Origin of the sequence: Streptomyces sp. NRRL F-5755 (assembly GCF_001279365.1) — a bacterium.
GTDB classification, from domain to species: domain Bacteria; phylum Actinomycetota; class Actinomycetes; order Streptomycetales; family Streptomycetaceae; genus Streptomyces; species Streptomyces rimosus.
Window position 1 is genome coordinate 1 of record NZ_LGCW01000060.1, and the last position, 16,005, is coordinate 16,005.

Genomic DNA, 16,005 nt, shown 5'->3' on the forward strand with positions numbered 1-16,005 from the left:
ACAGCCCCTGGGCGTCCTGAACCTGATCGTCACCGACCCGGCCCCCTCCGGCGACCACCCCATAGTCCACGGCTCCAGCTTCATCCAACTCGTCTCCTTCAACCCCACCCCCTGCCCCACCACCCACTCCCTCCTCACGTACTCCCAGTCCACGGACAGGACGTCTCCGCATCACGCGGATCAGGCGGAGTTGCTGGGGAGGGGGGAGCTGCCTCGGGAGAGGTTTTGTGAGGGGGAGATAGTGGGGGCGGAGGGGGTTCGGGTGGTGAAGTTGGTGGAGTGAAGCGTCGAGCGGCCTACCATTCCGCCGGGGGACAGCGGCACGGAGGGAGGCGACGGGCGCGGAAATGGCTCGGGATTACGACAGTCAGCTGCTGGAGTCGGTGGCGGTACGCCGACGCAGAATGCGCGATGCCCTGCTGTTCGGCGCGCAGCGCTCGCGTCACACAGCGGACGAGCGGCTGGGGAAGGTGTTCGCGGGGATCGCCGTCACAGCCGTCCTGTGTGCGGGCTGCGTCGGGTGGTCCTTTCTCCAGCACACCCTGGCGCAGCAGAAAGCCGAACAGGAGAAGCAGCAGCGCCAGGTGCAGCAGTACGAGCGGCCGGCCAAGCAGTGACACCGGGCCCGCACGCTCAGGTCAGGAATGCCTGGTTGGCCCGAATATTCGGTGAGGCGCGATGATAGGTTCCTGTAAGTGGTGAGCAGAGCGACGACTTCCCGGACACAACTGAGCCGAGTGACGTTGGTCGGCGAGCGGCGCCGGGCCGACATCGTGCTGCTTTCCGACACGCCCATCGGACAGCTGCTCCCCGACATCCTGCAGTTGCTGGGCGACCGGCCCGCTTCGGAGCCGATGTCCCGGCAGTTGATCACGTCGGACGGCTCCGTTCTGCCGCACGACTCCACACTGGCCTCGGCCGGAATCGTCGACGGTGCGGTGCTCCGGCTCGTCAGGACGCACTCCGCTCCCCCTGCCCCGGTGGTGCACGACGTCACCGACCAGGTGGCCGACGATCTCGACCTGCGGGCCTGGCGCTGGCGTCCGGCCGCACGCCGCGCCTGCGCGGGCGCGGCAACGGTCGCCTTCACGGTGGTCGCCGCACTGCTCGCGCGCCGCGAGTTCGCGCTCGACGCCCTCGTCGGTCCCTGCTCGGCCCTCGCTCTCGTGCTCCTGGCCGCCGGTGTGCTCGTCACCAAGGTCGGGCAGAGGAACCGGGGCCTGACGACCGCGCTCCTGGTCGCCTCCGGCGGACTGGGTGTTCTCACGGCGTGGACGGCCGCCGACGCGTACGGCTGGCCGGGCCCGGCACGGCTCGCCGGCGTCGCGGGGGCGCTGGTGCTGACGCTCGGGTGCCTCGGCCGCTTCTCGCCGCTCGGCAAGGGCGGGCTCGTCGGCGCCGTGACGACGGCGGTGCTCGCTGTCGTGTGGGAGGCGGTGGCCGCCGTCCAGAGCGAACCGGCCCGGCTCGGAGCCGTCATGGCCGTGTTCTCGCTGGTGCTGCTCGGTGTGCTGCCGCGGCTGGCCCTGATGGCGTCGGGGCTCACCGCGCTCGACGACCGCCGCTCCGGCGGGGCCTCCGTCAGCCGCCACCAGGTGGGGACCGCGCTCGCGGCGACGCACCGGGGCCTGGCCCTGTCGACGATCGTCACCGCGGTTTCGGCGGCCGCCGCCGGCTGGTTGCTCACCCTGGCCGAGAGGCCGACCGCGTGGACCACCGTGCTGGCGTCACTCGTCGTCGTGGTGCTCGTGTCGAGGGCCCGCGCCTTTCCGCTGGTCGCCGAGGTCGTGGCACTCCTGATCGCCGCGTCGGCTCTCATCGTGCGCCTGGTGATGCTGTGGATGGAGCATGCGGGGCACGCCGGGGCGCTCGCCGTGCTGTGCGCGGCTGCGGTGCTGCCGCTGCTGGCATTGGCGGTGCAGGTGCCCGAGCATGTGCAGGTGCGGCTGCGGCGCGTGGCCGAACTGGTCGAGTCCGTGGGCATGGTGGGCCTCTTCCCGCTCGCCTTCGGTGTGTTCGGGGTGTACGGGCAGCTGCTCAACCGGTTCTGAGTCGATGTGCGGGCGCTCCGGGCGGAGCGGCAGGTGGGGGTGAAGGTCAGGCATGCCGAGCGGAGACGGCTGGCAGGGCGAGGTGCTGCGCGACCTGAGAGGCGGCACTCAGCAGGGCGCACAGGGCTCCGGCGTTCGGGCGGACCACGCTTCCTCGACCGGCCCGGTCCCGTCTACGCAGAGCGCCCAGACCCCGGACACGGTCCAGGACAGTGCGCCACACCGGCAGACCGCCGCCCCGCACTCGGGTCAGGAGCAGCGGGCGGACCATCAGGGCAGCCTGCCGCGGCAGGTGGACCACCAGGAGTCGAAGCAGCAGCCGACGGCGTCCCCGTCAGGCCGACACCCGCACGGCGCCTCCGGTTCCCGGCCCGTGGTGGACGAAGGGCTGGCCGACGCGGTACGGCGCAAGCCCCAGCACGGCGAGTCCTTCGCCGCGCGGGCCGCTCGCACCCTGCGCCGCACGCTGTCCTCGTCGGCCGCCCGAGAGGTCGACGCGGTCACCCGGATCGCCGGGGTGCTCCAGCGGCCGGTGACGACCGGCCGGCAGATCGCCGTGACGTCCATCCGGGGCGGCTCGGGAAAGTCGACCGTCTCCGCCCTGCTCGGTACCACGTTCGCGCACTACCGGCAGGACCCGGTCCTCGTTCTGGAGGCCGATCCGGCGCTGGGCTCGCTGCCGCTGCGGCTCGGCGCCCGGACCCACCGGTGGACCACGAGCGACATCGCGGACATCGTCAAGCCGGACATGTCGCTGCTCGACGTCACCGGCTATCTCGTCCAGCTTCCCGACAACGCCTGGCTGCTGCCGGCGAGCCGGGGCCAGGTCGGCGCGATGCTGGACAGCCGGGCGTACGAGCGGGCCGTGGTGGCGCTGCGCCGCTACTTCGGCGTGATGGTCATCGACTGCGAGACGCTGCCCGCCGAGGTCGGCCGCGTCGCGCTCGCCGCCGCCCACAGCCGGGTGCTGACCACCCCGGCCACGCCGGAAGGCGTCACCAGTACGTACGCGGTGCTCCGGTGGATGCAGGAGCTGCCCCGGCACATGATCGCCGGGACCGTCGTCGTGCTCACCGCGTTGATGTCCCGCCCGGGGATCGACCTCGACGAGGCCACCGCAAAACTCACGTCCACCGGGGCGAGCGTCCGGGTCCTGCCGTACGACCGGCACCTGGCGGCCGGCGGCCGGATACAGCCCGAACTGCTCGCCCACCCGACCAGGCAGGCCGCCGCCCGCATCGCCGCGGACGTCTTCCACCTCTCCCAGAAGCGCCACTGACCGGATGCCGAGCCCGACCGTGAATGACGGACGACGATGAGTACCCGACTGATCCACCGCCCGGCCAGGACCTCCAGGCCCCCGGCCGCCTCCGGGCCACGCGTCATCGAGGCCCCGCCCAACCTTCCCGAGGGGAAGGCGGGCAACATCGCCATGTCGCTGCTGCCCATCGCGGGCGTCATGTCCTCCGTGGTCATGATGACGGTCGTACGCAACAGCCAGTTCGCCGTGCTCGGCGCGATCATCCTGGTCGTCACCGTCGTCGGCTCCCTGCTGCTCGTCCTCTCGCAGCGCGGCAAGGCCCAGCGCACCCGGCGCACCCAGCGCGAGGCATACCTCGCCTACCTGGAGGAATTGCGCGAGGAGCTGTTCGCCGAGGAGCACGCGCGGCGTGAACGCGCCGATGTCCTCGACCCGCCGCCGACCGCTCTGTACGACATAGCCCGCGATCCGGCACGCGTGTGGGAGCGCCGCCGTACCGACGGCGACTTCCTGCGCGTGCGTGTCGGCACCGGCGAGGTGCCCGTACGCGCCCTGGAGATCGCCCAGCAGGGCTCCTCGGTCCTCACCCCGCCCGACCGCTTCATGCTCAACGAGGCGTCGGCCCTGATCACCCGCTTCCGTACCGGCACCGATCTGCCGCTCACCGTCCCGCTCGACCGGGTCGGCAACGTGAGTGTCATCGGCCCCCGGGAGGACTGCCTCCGCGTGGCGCGCGCCCTGCTGGTGCAGACCGCCGCCCTGCACGCGCCGGACGACGTGGGCATGGCCCTCGCGGTGCCCGGCGACCGGATCGGCGACTGGGAGTGGGCCAAGTGGCTGCCCCACCTGCTCGATACCGAGCAGTTCGACGGCCCTGTGGCGGCCCGGCGCATCGCCCCCTCCGCCCCCCAGCTCGCCCGGCAGCTCGGCCCCGAGCTGCGCCGCCGGGCCTCCTATGCGGCAGAGGTACGGCGCGGCCTCTCCGGCAACGACGCCCTGTCCATGACGTCCCGGCTGCTCGTCGTCGCCGACGGGCACGGGCAGGACGCCGTCGAACTGCCCCGCCCCGATGAGGCGGTCGGGCTGCGCGAGATGGCCGTCACCGTACTGCACCTGCTGGAGCACCGGGTCCAGGAGTCCGGCCAGGTCAGTGTCCGGATCACGGTCGACGGTGACCGGGTGGCCATCGAGGACCTGCGCGGACAGGAGCCGGTCCACGCCCACGGGACCGCGGACGAGGCCGGCATCCCGTTCGCCGAAGGGCTGGCCCGGATGCTGGCGCCGCTGCGCCTGTCCGCCGAGTCCCTGACCGACGCTCCCCTGTCCGGGCCGGTCGACTTCGCGGATCTCCTCGGCATCGACGACATGGCGCGGCTCGACCTGGGGCGCCTGTGGGCGCCACGCGGGGAGCGTGCCTTCCTGCGCGTGCCGATCGGCGTCAACGACTCCCACGAGCCGGTGCTCCTGGACCTCAAGGAGTCGTCGGACCTCGGCATGGGCCCGCACGGCCTGTGCGTCGGCGCCACCGGCTCCGGCAAGTCCGAACTCCTGCGCACGCTCGTCCTCGCCCTGGTGACCACGCACCCGCCGGAGGATCTTGCCCTGGTCCTCGTCGACTACAAGGGCGGAGCGACCTTCGCGCCGTTCGCGGGCCTGCCGCACGTCGCCGGCGTCATCACCAACCTGGAGAATCAGGCCGGGCTCGTCGAACGGGTCCACGCCTCGCTCGCCGGCGAGGTCAAGCGCCGCCAGCAGGTCCTCAAGGACGCCGGAAACATCGCCGACATCGGTGCCTACGCCGCGCTGCGCGCCGGCCGGCGACCCGGCCTGGAGCCCTTGCCACACCTGATCGTCGTCATCGACGAATTCGGTGAACTGCTCACGGCCAAGCCGGACTTCATCGACCTGTTCCTGTCCATCGGCCGCATCGGCCGCTCCATAGGCGTACACCTGCTGCTGTCCAGCCAACGCATCGAAGGCGGCAACCTGAAGGGACTGGACACCTACCTCTCGTACCGGCTCGGGCTGCGCACCTTCTCCGCCGACGAGTCCCGTACGGTGCTGGACACCACGGACGCCTTCCACCTGCCGCCGCTGCCCGGCTTCGGCTATCTCAAGGTCGACACCAGCCACTACGACCGGTTCAAGGCGAGTTACGTATCGGGCGCCTACCAAGGGCCCGCGCGGCACACGGACGGGGAGGACACCGGGCCCCGGGCCCTCCCCTACGAAACGTTCAACACGCTCGGCGAGGCGCAGGACCCGGAGGCGCAGGAGCCGACAGTGCGGCGCCGTGTGACCGGGCCGACCGACCTGGACGTCATGGTCGGTCAACTGGCCGACGCCCCCGGTTCGGTGCGCCGCATCTGGCTGCCGCCGCTGCCCGACGCGGTCACCCTGGACGCGGTCGCCGGACCGCTGGACGTGGGCGAGCGCGGCCTGCAGCTCCTGGACGCGAAGGGGCACGCGACGGGAGGCACCCCGGAGGGAGACTCGACGAACACGTCACCACAGGGTGTCCGGTCCGCGGGCAGGAGCCGCCCACCGCTCCAGGTGCCGCTCGGCCTGCTCGACGCCCCGGCCAGGCAGTGGCAGGGCCAGTGGTACCTGGACCTCACCCTGGCGGGCGGCCACGTCGCTCTCATCGGCGGTCCGCAGTCCGGGAAGACAACACTCCTGCGCACCCTCGTCCTCTCGCTCGCGCTGACCCACACCCCGCGGGAAGTCGGCGTCTACGGCCTCGACCTGGTCGGCGGCGGGCTCCAGGCCCTCTCGGGCCTGCCGCACGTCGGCGGTATCGCGGGCCGCGCCGACCGCGAACGCGCCGCCCGCACCGTCGAAGAAGTACGCACCATGCTCGCGGCCCGGGAGGACCTCTTCCGCGAACACGGCATCGACTCCCTCGATCAGCTGCGTGACCTCCACGCGGCCGGCCGGCTGCCCGAGCTGGCCTCCGCCGAGATCGTGCTCGTCATCGACGGCTTCGGTGCGCTGCGCGACGACTTCGAGGAGCTGGACGACGACGTCACCGACATCCTCAAGCGCGGCGGTGGTTACGGTGTCCACGTGATCGCCGGAATGCTCCGCTGGAACGACGCGCGCATCGCCGTCCAGTCGAACTTCGGTACCCGCGTCGAGCTGCGGCTGAACGACCCCGGCGAGTCCTGCATCGATCCCAAGCTCGCCGCGACCCTCTCGCCCGACGAACCCGGCCGCGTCCTCACCGACGGCCGGCTCTTCGCGCAGGCCGCCCTCCCCCGTACGGACGGCCACGCGGACACGGCCGACCTGGGTGCGGTCCTGGAGCGTGCGGCCCGGACGATCCGCGCGGCCTGGAGCGGTGAGGTCGCCCAGCCGGTACGCGTACTGCCCCACCTCCTGGAGCCGCGGCTGCTGCCGGGCCCGGCCGCCGAACCCGGACGGGTACCGATCGGACTCGACCAGAAGGCCCTCGAACCCGTACTGCTCGACCTGTTCGCCCACGACCAGCATCTGCTGATCATGGGCGACAGCGAGTGCGGCAAGACGAACCTGCTGAAGATCATCGCCAACGGACTCATCGAGCGCTACAGCGAGGACGAGCTGGTCTTCGCCGTGATGGACCCGCGGCGCGGCCTGCGCGGTGTGATCCCCGAGGAGTTCAACGGCGGGTACGCGTACAACGCGAAGCTGTGCGCGGGCCTGGCCACCGGTATCTCCACCGTGCTGGAACAGCGCCTGCCCGATGACAGCTCGCGCCTGGAGGACCTCGAACCCGGCAGCTGGGGCAGCGGCCCGCGGATCGTGGTGCTCGTCGACGACTACGACGTCATCACCACCGCCGGCCAGGAACCACTGGCCCCTTTCCTGCCGTACATCCCGGCCGCAGCGGACATCGGACTCCACTTCGTCCTGACACGACGCGTCGCAGGCGCCTCACGGGGCATGTACGAACCCCTCGTACAGGGACTGCGCGAATCGGGCGCCTCGGCACTCCTGATGGCGGGGGACCGCGGCGAGGGACAGCTGTTCCCCGGCGTGTACGCCTCCCAGCAGCCGGCGGGCCGTGGCGTCTTCATCCGCAGAGGCCGGGCCAACCGCCTCATCCAGACCGCGTACTCCTCCGAGTGACCCGACCGAGCCCCCTCCCGCCGACGCGGACCATACGACGTACGGCAGCCATGCCACCGAAGACGAAGGACCGGACGACCCCGTGACCAAGGACGTCATCGCCCTCACGCACCGCATGCCCGACCCCTGGACCCTGCTCGCCGGCCTGCTCTCCGGGGGGCCCGAGAATCTGGTCGACACCGCCGGGGAGGACGCCGTCGTGCGGCTCTGCGACGACGCGGGGCGCCCCCTCGTCTCCGTCGAGGCGCCCCTGCTGGTGCAGGTCGACGGGGAGGCCGAGCGGCTGCTCGGCGCGACCGCTCCGCCGGTTCCCTACTGGTGGACCGAGGCCCGTGCCACCACCGGTGTCGAGCACGCCGAGCAGCTCGCCGGAACCTTCGCGGCCCGGCTGGCCTCCCTGGCCGGCGGCTCCGCCTGGCCGCCGGAGGCCGCGCGCTCCGTGGCCGTGGTGAAGACCGAAGGCATGACGGTCGCTCCCACGCCCGCCGCCGGCCAGCCCGCCATCGACGTCCTCACCGACCAGGTCGCCGTCGTCATCCAGGACCGCCCGGTGGTGGCCATGACGGCCTGGCTCTCGGACGCGTTCCGGACCGCGGCCGAAGCCGGGCTGGGGCTGCAGATCGTCAGCCCGCCGGGCACCACGCTCTCCCCTGCCGTACGCGATCACCTCGGCACCTGGCCGTCGCGCTGGGTCGTCCGGGACGGGCGGGACGGCTATTACGACGGGCTGACCGGAGCCGTACTGCGCTGGCAAGAAGGCATGTTCGCACCGGTGGCCGCGGCCGAGGCGACCGCCGACGACCCGCGCACCCCCGTCGCCGCGGCCTTCCAGGAGGCCGTGGACACCGGCGAGCGCCAGCTGGCCGTCACCTTCCGCGCCGTCCACCCGGCGGACGACCGGCTGGTGATAGGCGGCGCGCTGGAATCCGTATGGCGCGAGCTCACCGGCGAACCCCCGGCCGGATGGGGAACCGCGGAGCCCGTTAACCTCCCCTGGACTCCACGCCAGATGACCGACCTCGCCCACGAGAGGTCTCCCGAACCGACCTGGTTCGTCGTGGTCGGCAGCCGGGCGCGGCCCGGCCTGGCCACCGTACGGGTCAGCCGTACGAAGGCGGGCGTGGAGGAGCACGTCACGCTCATGTTCGGCTACGGAGCCGACGAGGAACCGCCGCTGGAGTCACTGCCCGGAACCGCGGAACTGCTCGCCACCCGAAATGACCTCCAGTCGATGCTCGTGCAGCTCCGGAAGGCGCGCCGCGACCTTGCGGTGCCGCCCCGCTTCGAAGGGGCCGGAGTCCCACTGGCGTTCGTGCTCGGCGCGGAGGAGGTCCGACGGATGCCCGGCGACCGTGCGTTCAGTACGCCGCTGCCCGATGCCCCCGTCCGCCTCGGCCCGAAGGCCCGCCCGGCGCTGTACTACCCGCTTCCCGGCAACCCGTCGGACCTGTCGGGCTGGCGGGTCTTCGAGCAGCTGACACGCCATCTGAAAGGCGCCTGAAAACACGTGTACCACGGCTTTACCAGAGCCCCCCGGCACACGGCGCTCAGCAGGGCGCGCGGACGCGTCATCCGTAACTGCCGGGCCATTGTCACACCTTGGTCCTAGGATCAGGGATACGGATTGCACCACTGATGTCCCGGTTGATAGGGATGCGTACAAACGATCGACAAATCTGGTGGGGGGAGCCCGATGAAGTTCGACATGGGGGCGCAGACGCTCTCGACCCTGAGGTCCAAGTCGCAGGGGTCGAGTACGGAACTGGGCGCCTTGATCCGTCAGCTCGTGCAGGCCGCGCAGCCGTTGGAGAGCAGGTTCAACGGGTCGGGCAAGGTGGCCTTCGACTCGTTCAAGTCGCGTGCCGACGAGATCACGGCGGCACTGAACAGCGCGCTGGCCGCGATCGTCGGCGGTCAGTCCGGCATGGAGACGGCGTTCGGCTCCGGTGACCAGGAGCAGGCCGACAACGCCCGGTCGCAGATGGCCGCGGCGAACTTCGACGCGGCCCGCTTCTCGGGCCGCTGACCACCCGCGTGCCGCGCGAGCACGTAGATCTCAGGGGGAGTGATGAGCATGGCCGGCGGGATGGACCGTCGTTCGTACGACACGGGCGCCTCGGCGGAGGCCCAGGGCAACATCCAGGCGGTGATCGCACGCCTGGAACAGGTCATCGCCGAGCGTGACGCACAGGTGAAGGCCGCCATGGCGGACTTCACCGCGGACGGTGTCGCGGACGAGTACCACGGCAAGGAAATGCGCTGGAACCGCGCATCGCAGGAGGTCAGGAGCATCATCCAGCTGCTGAAGACGACCCTGGAGAAGAACGACGGAACCGCGCACCAGACGCTCGCCCGGGCGAAGGCCGCGGTCGACAACATCGGCTGAGCCGGCACTTCGGCGCGCCCGGCGGGGAGTTGCCCCGCAGGGGCGCCGACGGGCGGCCACGGGGAGTGACGGCGCCGCACGGAGCCGGCCGGCGGCGCCGCGGTTTTGCAGGCATGGGGGAACGTTCATGACGTCATGGGACATCCAACCGCAAGGGGTTCAGGGCCAGCTGAAGGTCGTCGGCACACACGCCGAAGACCTGGGGAAGGCCCTCAACACCATGCTCGCGGACCTTCAGGAGGCGGCCCGGGCGGCGGGTACGGCCGTACCGGGCTCGCAGGCCACGACGCTGCCGAGCGGACAGCCGGTGCTGACGACGTACAAGCCGGTGGGGCCGGTGGGGCCCGCCTTGCTGCCGCAGAAAGCGACGGGACCGGTCGCTGCGGCACTGATCGAGTACGCGACAAAGCGCCAGACCGACGTCAAGGCGATGGCCGACCGGGTCCAGGCCGCCGTTCTGGGCGCGGCCAAGGCCACCAACGCCTACGTCCAGGGCGACCTGGAAGCGGCCGGGAACGCCCAGAGCGCCGCCCGGGCCGTGCGGTTGGACGCTCTCAACGACTTCGGGGGGACGAAGTGAGCGACGCGCCGGTCAACCCGGCCGAAGTGCCGGTCTACACCGGAGACCTGCCCCTTCTCCAGAGCAAGGTCACGGCGCTGTCCCAAGGCGGCACCAAGGTCGGCACCGCCGGTTCGGACGTCCACAAATCCTTCGGCGGACTGTCCGCCTTCTACAGGGCACCCGAGGCGGAGCAGCTTTTCGGCGTCACCGAACCCGTGGCGCGAAAGGCGCACGACCTGAGCGGCGACCTCCAGGTCATCTCCAAAGCGCTGGGCACCTACGCAGGTGAGATCACGCCACTGGTCGCCCAGCTGGACCAGCTCAGGCAGGAAGCCGCTCGCTTCCGTACCGACAAGGCCGCCGACGACGACTGGAACGAGGACGGCGACCTGGTCGAGGAGAACCTGGCCCGCCGTAACAAGATCGCCGAAGTCTGGACCGCCTTCCAGAGAGCGGAACGCGACTGCCACGCGAAAATCGTCGCGCTGGTGGGCGGCACCCCGCTCAAGACGAACGACGGCACCAACCAGAAGGGCATGTACGGCTACGACGCCGAAGCCCTCAAGCAGTCCAAGAGCCTGCCCTGGGGCGACGCGGTCGAGGAGTCCGTCCCTTGGTGGCAGGTGTGGGAGCACGCCTACGACTTCGGCAAGGGCGTCATCGTCGACGGCGTGTGGGGCACCATCAAGGGCCTGGGCACCCTGGTCGGCGTCGACGGCTGGGACGCCGCCGGCCAAGCCTGGGTCAACCTGGCCAAGCTTTCCACCGGCCTGACCATCACCATGATCCCCGGCGTGGGCTCCCTGTACCTGATGGCCCCGGGCAAGATGCTCCCCACCTGGCTACGGGAATCGCGGACCGCCATGGTCGAGACCGGCAAGGCGATGCTGGCCTGGGACCAGTGGAGCTCGAACCCCTCCCGGGCCGCCGGCGCGGTCACCTTCAACGTCCTGACCGCCCTGGTCACCCGTGGCGGCACCGCCGCCGTATCCGGCGCGGGCAAGGCGGGCACGGCGGCCAAGGCGCTGTCCGTCGCCGGCAAGGTGGGCCACACCATCGACCCGATGACCTATGTCTTCAAGGGCGCGGGCGCCGGTCTGTCGAAGATCGGCGACGTGATGGCCCACCTCAAGACCCTGCGCGGCGTGGAACTCCCCAAGCTGCCCGACGAGGTGGTCGTACTCCCCGACAACGCCAAACTCACCGCCGACGGCACCATCCACCTCCCCTCCGGCAAGAAAGTCCCGGACGCCTTCACCAGACTCCCCAACGGCACCTACAAACTCCCGGAAGGAACCACCCCCCTCCCCCCGGGCACCGTCCGCATCCCCGCCGAAGGCCCACCCCGCTTCCTGGCCGAAGACGGCACCATCTACCGCCCGGACGGCACCATCGAACAACATGGCAGCGCAGCACCAAGAGACATCACATCCAAACCGGAGAGCGAATCCGCCCAGCCCCGGACGAACGCACCGGTGCGCGAGGAACAGCCGGTGTTGGCTGGGGTTGGCGGGCGGAGCGACGAGGTCGTTCGTGGTGGGTCGGGTGTGTCCGAGGTGGGGCGGGTGGGGGGTGACCTTCCCGGCAAGCAGGGCAGCGGCATTCCTCCAGGGGGCGCTGCCGACCACCTGCCTGGTGGCCGCGCCGATGACCGCCTCGTCCCTCCGTCCGCCAGTCACGAAGGGCCCACTGGCCAAGGGGGCGTTCATGGCGACAGCCCTGACGCAGGGACCCGTCATGAGCTCACTGCAAGCCATGGAGAGGGCTCGCACGGCGGTGAACACACAGCGGCCACGGGTAACTCCGAGGGTGGCTCTGGCACCATGGGAGGTAGGCCCGAAGGCGGAACGACGACTGAACATGGCACCTCACTCGGAGATGGTCCCGGTGACACCAGTGCTTGGGAGAGGCCGCATGACGAAGCCGCTCCTTTCGAGCGCGGGAGCGAGCTGGAAGGGCAAATCCGAGAGCAGTTGCGCGGCTCAAAGGTAAAACCTGACGATCTGGAGAGAACTCTGACCAATCTGGCCGGGGATCCGGCAGGTCGCGAGATCGCCGAAACTATCGCTTCAGGTAGATTCAAGGGCGCCGAGAATTTCGGCCAGGTGGTGTCCAGCCTCAGCCACGCCGACAAGATGGCCGGCGGCATCGAACAAATCCGCTTGGCCAACCGCTTGCACGAGATGGGAATCCGCGACATCTCCTTCGAAATCAAGGGCGACGTCGAACTGAAGCCTGGGGTCCGAACCGGCGAGAAAACGGACCTCGACGTGATGGCACGGGATGCGGACGGGCGTGTTCACGGCTACCAGTTCAAGGAGATCAAGAATCCGAAGAGGCTCGTCAAGAAAGTATTTGACAACATCAAACAGCTGGACGAGTCCGGAGCCGACTTCAAAACATTCGTCATTGACACCAAAGGGACGATGGCGGAGCACGAGGCCCTTCGAGCTCATCAACGCCTCACCGAGGTGTACGGAAACACCAACATCCAGTTCATCGTTCGGGTCGAGGACGGGATTCTGATCATCCCGCCCAACGGTAAGTTCTTGCCGGAAGGAACACTGTGATCGCGAGTACGCCTGTCGCTCGTTGGACCTGGGGACGGGACGAGCAAGCCGAGGACAAGATCGCCGCGTGCCTCAATGAACTGGTGGCCGCCTACGCCGTCCTGCTCAGGCATCGCCTCGTGAGCGACGCCTCAAAGGTCTCCGTGTCCGTCCACGAAGCAGGCAAGCCCAACACCTTCCTGTTCCGGGGAGAGCTCGAGTTGGACGCCACCCGGCCCGACCCCGCACAACAGCTGACCGCCGCGGTCAAGGCGGCACTGCTCCCGGGGAAAATCGGGGCCGTGTACGCCGACACCAACGGGACCGGAATCATCATCGACGGCGACGAACAGCTCCCCGTGGACCGGCTCTTCCAAGTAGGGGCTTCGATGCTCCTCGACTACGTCAGCGTCGACCTGGTCACGTTCTCCGATGCATGGATGCCGTACGACCTCAAGGGTTGCAGTCAGCCCGCCACCTACGCGTCGAACGCCCCCCGGCTATCTGCCGCCCTCCGTGACCTTTCAGAGGTACTCGACTCTGATATCGATCCGGACGATCCCACATATTTCGGCAAGCCAACCGAAACGGGCATCGACAACTATTTCGACGAAAACGGCAACGCATCCGACGTGTGGGCCGGTTTCGAAATCCCTCGGCGATACGAGGCCTTCAGGAACGCACCCAGATTCGGCCACATCGGCTACAAGCGTTCAGTGAGCGGCGAGGTTCAATACGTCCCCGTACGAGACGAACACGGGTTGCTGGGGTACCTATGGGCATCCGATGCGGCGAATGGCGCAAGTTTCGAACCGCGCGATCTCGACAAGGAAGAAAGATACAAGGCTTCACTTTCGTGGCTGACCCGGCTCAACGCCGCGTACGACCGGGGCCTGTCCCCCTCACAGGCACTCGCGGAATTGGTCGATCCCAAGGAGGGTGTAGGGCCGAGATCGATCGAGCTGGACAGGCTGCGCGAGCTCGCAAGTGAAAGCTGACCTCAAGTTCGTCAAGGGCCGCCCGTTAGGCGAAGAGGCACACCTCCAACGGGGCAATTGAGTCGGAATCCGGCAAACCTGTTGGGAACCAGGCCATACACTCGCGCACTCGCGCCAACCACCGCTCGCGCGCGCCTAGCCGGCCATCCCGCGGCTCGAAGGGGTCAGGGCGCACGCTCCCGCCTGCCCGCACGCTCCCACGGACCAGGAGCGAGAACGCAGGCACAGGCAGCCCTGCCGCCCAGCTCGCAAAAAAGCCCAGGTCACGTGGTACGTGACCTGGGCTTCATCTGAGCCGCCTAAGGGAATCGAACCCTTGACCTACGCATTACGAGTGCGTCGCTCTGGCCGACTGAGCTAAGGCGGCGTGGTGCGGAGCCCAGTCTACACATCGGATGGGGGTGGTCCGAACCGGGTTTCGGTGGGGGTCAGGGGCAGGTCTTGGTGGGGGGTGGGGGTGTGGATTCCAGGAGGTAGGTGTTGATGGCGGTGTCGATGCAGTCGCTGCCGCGGCCGTAGGCGGTGTGGCCGTCGCCGTCGTAGGTGAGGAGGGCGGCGGAGGAGAGCTGGGCGGCGAGGGAGCGGGCCCAGGGGTAGGGGGTGGCGGGGTCGCGGGTGGTGCCGACGACGAGGATGGCGGCGGCACCGTCGGCGGTGATGCGGTGTGCGGCGCCGGTGGGCTTGACCGGCCAGTACGCGCAGTTCAGGGCGGCCCAGGCGAAGCTTTCGCCGAAGACCGGGGATGCCTTGCGGAAGGCGGGCAGGGCGGCGCGTACCTCGTCGGGGCCGGAGAAGGCGCCGGGGAGGTCGAGGCAGTTCACGGCGGGGTTGGCGAACATCTGGTTGGCGTAGGTGCCGTCCGGGTCGCGTTCGTAGTACGAGTCGGAGAGGGCGAGCAGGCCGCGGCCGTCGCCCTTCTGGGCCTCCGCGAGGTATTCGCGCAGGACAGGCCAGGCGCCCTCGTCGTACATGGCCGCTGTCACACCGCTGGTGGCGAGGGATTCGGTGAGGGTGCGGGGGCCGCCGGTGGGCGCGGGGTGGGCGTCGAGCTTCTTGAAGAGGGCGCTCAGGCGGCGGCCCGCTTCTTCGGGGCCGCTGGTGCCGAGGGGGCAGTCGCGCTGTTTGGCGCAGTCCTTGGCGAAGGCCGTGAAGGCGGTGTTGAAGCCGGCGGTCTGGTCGTGGTTCATCCTGCGGGCGGGCAGCGAGGGGTCCATGGCGCCGTCGAGGACGAGGCGGCCGACGCGGGAGGGGAAGAGGCCGGCGTACGTGGCGCCGAGGAAGGTGCCGTAGGAGGCGCCTACGTAGGTGAGCTTTTCGTCGCCGAGGACGGCGCGCAGGACGTCCATGTCGCGGGCGGACTCGGCGGTCGAGACGTGGCCCAGGCGAGCGCCGGAGCGGCGCAGGCAGCCCTGGGCGAAGGTGCGGAAGGCAGCGGTGAGGCGGTCGGCCTCGGCGTCGTCGTCGGGGGTCTGGTCGACGCGGGTGAAGTCGTCCATCTGGGCATTGGACAGGCAGGTGACCGGTTCGCTGCGGGCCACGCCGCGGGGGTCCATGGCCACCATGTCGTAACGGGCCCGGACCGCTTCGGGCTGGGGCGCGTACTGCTGGAGGTAGTCGATCGCCGAGCCGCCGGGGCCGCCCGGGTTGACCATGAGGGAACCGAGGCGGTCGCCCGGCCCGGTGGCCTTCTTACGGGAGACGGCCAGCTTCAGGTCGGTGGCGGCGCTGGGGTGCTCGTAGTCGAGGGGCGCCTTCATCGTCGTGCACTCGAAGCCGACGACCCCGCACTCGCGCCAGGTGAGTTTCTGGTCGTAGTACGGGCGGAGGGCGGCCGGGACGGCGGTGGGGAGGGGTTCGAGGGTGCTGGTCGCCGGGGCGGGCGCGGTGCCGGCGGACGCCGTTCCGCCGCTCGCCGGGTTCCGGGAGGCGGCGCCGGACGACGGGCTGCCGGACGAGCAGCCGGAGATGAGCAGGGCGGTGGCCGTCAGGACGGTACCGGCGGTGCGGAGCAGGCGGCTGGTGGCCATGGGCGGTCCCTCGGTCCCTGAATCGTCGGCAGCGGCAACGTGACAGTGGTGGGGGTGGGGG

Annotated in this window: 12 protein-coding genes and 1 tRNA gene; 11 read left to right on the plus strand and 2 right to left on the minus strand. The window is 70.1% G+C overall.

Translation table 11 applies throughout. The features are described 5' to 3' along the window. The 11 genes from ADK86_RS09510 to ADK86_RS42150 all read left to right on the plus strand — a co-directional run. Positions 1-283 (plus strand): penicillin acylase family protein (locus tag ADK86_RS09510; protein ID WP_199834376.1); only part of this gene is annotated, 283 nt, incomplete at its 5' end. A 64-nt stretch (positions 284-347) separates the two neighbouring features. Then, on the plus strand, positions 348-617 hold the full coding sequence (locus ADK86_RS09515) for a hypothetical protein (protein ID WP_030604786.1): 270 nt from the start codon (positions 348-350) through the stop codon (positions 615-617). A 78-nt stretch (positions 618-695) separates the two neighbouring features. After that, a complete protein-coding gene (gene eccD / locus ADK86_RS09520; protein WP_053696173.1) occupies positions 696-2,051 on the plus strand; it encodes a type VII secretion integral membrane protein EccD in 1,356 nt (451 codons plus the stop codon). A 52-nt stretch (positions 2,052-2,103) separates the two neighbouring features. Continuing rightward, complete coding sequence (locus tag ADK86_RS09525; RefSeq protein ID WP_053696174.1) at positions 2,104-3,330, plus strand: MinD/ParA family ATP-binding protein; 1,227 nt, start codon at positions 2,104-2,106, stop codon at positions 3,328-3,330. A gap of 36 nt (positions 3,331-3,366) precedes the next feature. Continuing rightward, positions 3,367-7,422, plus strand: a complete 4,056-nt coding sequence (eccCa, locus tag ADK86_RS09530) for a type VII secretion protein EccCa (protein WP_053696175.1) — start codon at positions 3,367-3,369, stop codon at positions 7,420-7,422. A gap of 82 nt (positions 7,423-7,504) precedes the next feature. Further along, entirely contained in the window at positions 7,505-8,923 is a 1,419-nt protein-coding gene (locus tag ADK86_RS09535) for a DUF6177 family protein (RefSeq protein WP_053696176.1), read from the plus strand. 192 nt (positions 8,924-9,115) lie between these two features. Continuing rightward, positions 9,116-9,448 carry a hypothetical protein gene (locus ADK86_RS09540; RefSeq protein WP_030604771.1) on the plus strand — a complete coding sequence of 111 codons (333 nt, stop codon included), beginning with the start codon at positions 9,116-9,118 and terminating at the stop codon, positions 9,446-9,448. A gap of 48 nt (positions 9,449-9,496) precedes the next feature. After that, a complete protein-coding gene (locus tag ADK86_RS09545) occupies positions 9,497-9,808 on the plus strand; it encodes a pore-forming ESAT-6 family protein (RefSeq protein WP_030374822.1) in 312 nt (103 codons plus the stop codon). A gap of 127 nt (positions 9,809-9,935) precedes the next feature. Then, entirely contained in the window at positions 9,936-10,388 is a 453-nt protein-coding gene (locus ADK86_RS09550; RefSeq protein WP_053696177.1) for a DUF6507 family protein, read from the plus strand. Next, a complete protein-coding gene (locus tag ADK86_RS09555) occupies positions 10,385-12,940 on the plus strand; it encodes a hypothetical protein (protein ID WP_053696178.1) in 2,556 nt (851 codons plus the stop codon). Before ADK86_RS09550 ends, ADK86_RS09555 begins: the two co-directional genes overlap by 4 nt. Then, positions 12,937-13,917 carry a hypothetical protein gene (locus tag ADK86_RS42150; RefSeq protein WP_053696179.1) on the plus strand — a complete coding sequence of 327 codons (981 nt, stop codon included), beginning with the start codon at positions 12,937-12,939 and terminating at the stop codon, positions 13,915-13,917. The genes ADK86_RS09555 and ADK86_RS42150 overlap by 4 nt, the downstream gene beginning before the upstream one ends. A 293-nt stretch (positions 13,918-14,210) precedes the next feature. Here the strand turns inward: ADK86_RS42150 and ADK86_RS09565 are convergent. After that, positions 14,211-14,284: transfer RNA gene (locus ADK86_RS09565), tRNA-Thr, on the minus strand. A gap of 61 nt (positions 14,285-14,345) precedes the next feature. Further along, positions 14,346-15,944, minus strand: a complete 1,599-nt coding sequence (locus tag ADK86_RS09570; protein WP_053696180.1) for an alpha/beta hydrolase — start codon at positions 15,942-15,944, stop codon at positions 14,346-14,348. Positions 15,945-16,005 lie beyond the last annotated feature (61 nt).

What these genes read in the sequence shown, in the direction of transcription:
- ADK86_RS09515 (WP_030604786.1), top strand. Translation starts at nt 348, where the DNA reads ATGGCTCGGGATTACGACAGTCAGCTGCTGGAGTCGGTGGCGGTACGC.
- ADK86_RS09525 (WP_053696174.1), top strand. Translation starts at nt 2,104, where the DNA reads ATGCCGAGCGGAGACGGCTGGCAGGGCGAGGTGCTGCGCGACCTGAGA.
- eccCa (WP_053696175.1), top strand. Translation starts at nt 3,367, where the DNA reads ATGAGTACCCGACTGATCCACCGCCCGGCCAGGACCTCCAGGCCCCCG.
- ADK86_RS09540 (WP_030604771.1), top strand. Translation starts at nt 9,116, where the DNA reads ATGAAGTTCGACATGGGGGCGCAGACGCTCTCGACCCTGAGGTCCAAG.
- ADK86_RS09545 (WP_030374822.1), top strand. Translation starts at nt 9,497, where the DNA reads ATGGCCGGCGGGATGGACCGTCGTTCGTACGACACGGGCGCCTCGGCG.
- ADK86_RS09550 (WP_053696177.1), top strand. Translation starts at nt 9,936, where the DNA reads ATGACGTCATGGGACATCCAACCGCAAGGGGTTCAGGGCCAGCTGAAG.
- ADK86_RS09570 (WP_053696180.1), bottom strand. Translation starts at nt 15,944, where the DNA reads ATGGCCACCAGCCGCCTGCTCCGCACCGCCGGTACCGTCCTGACGGCC.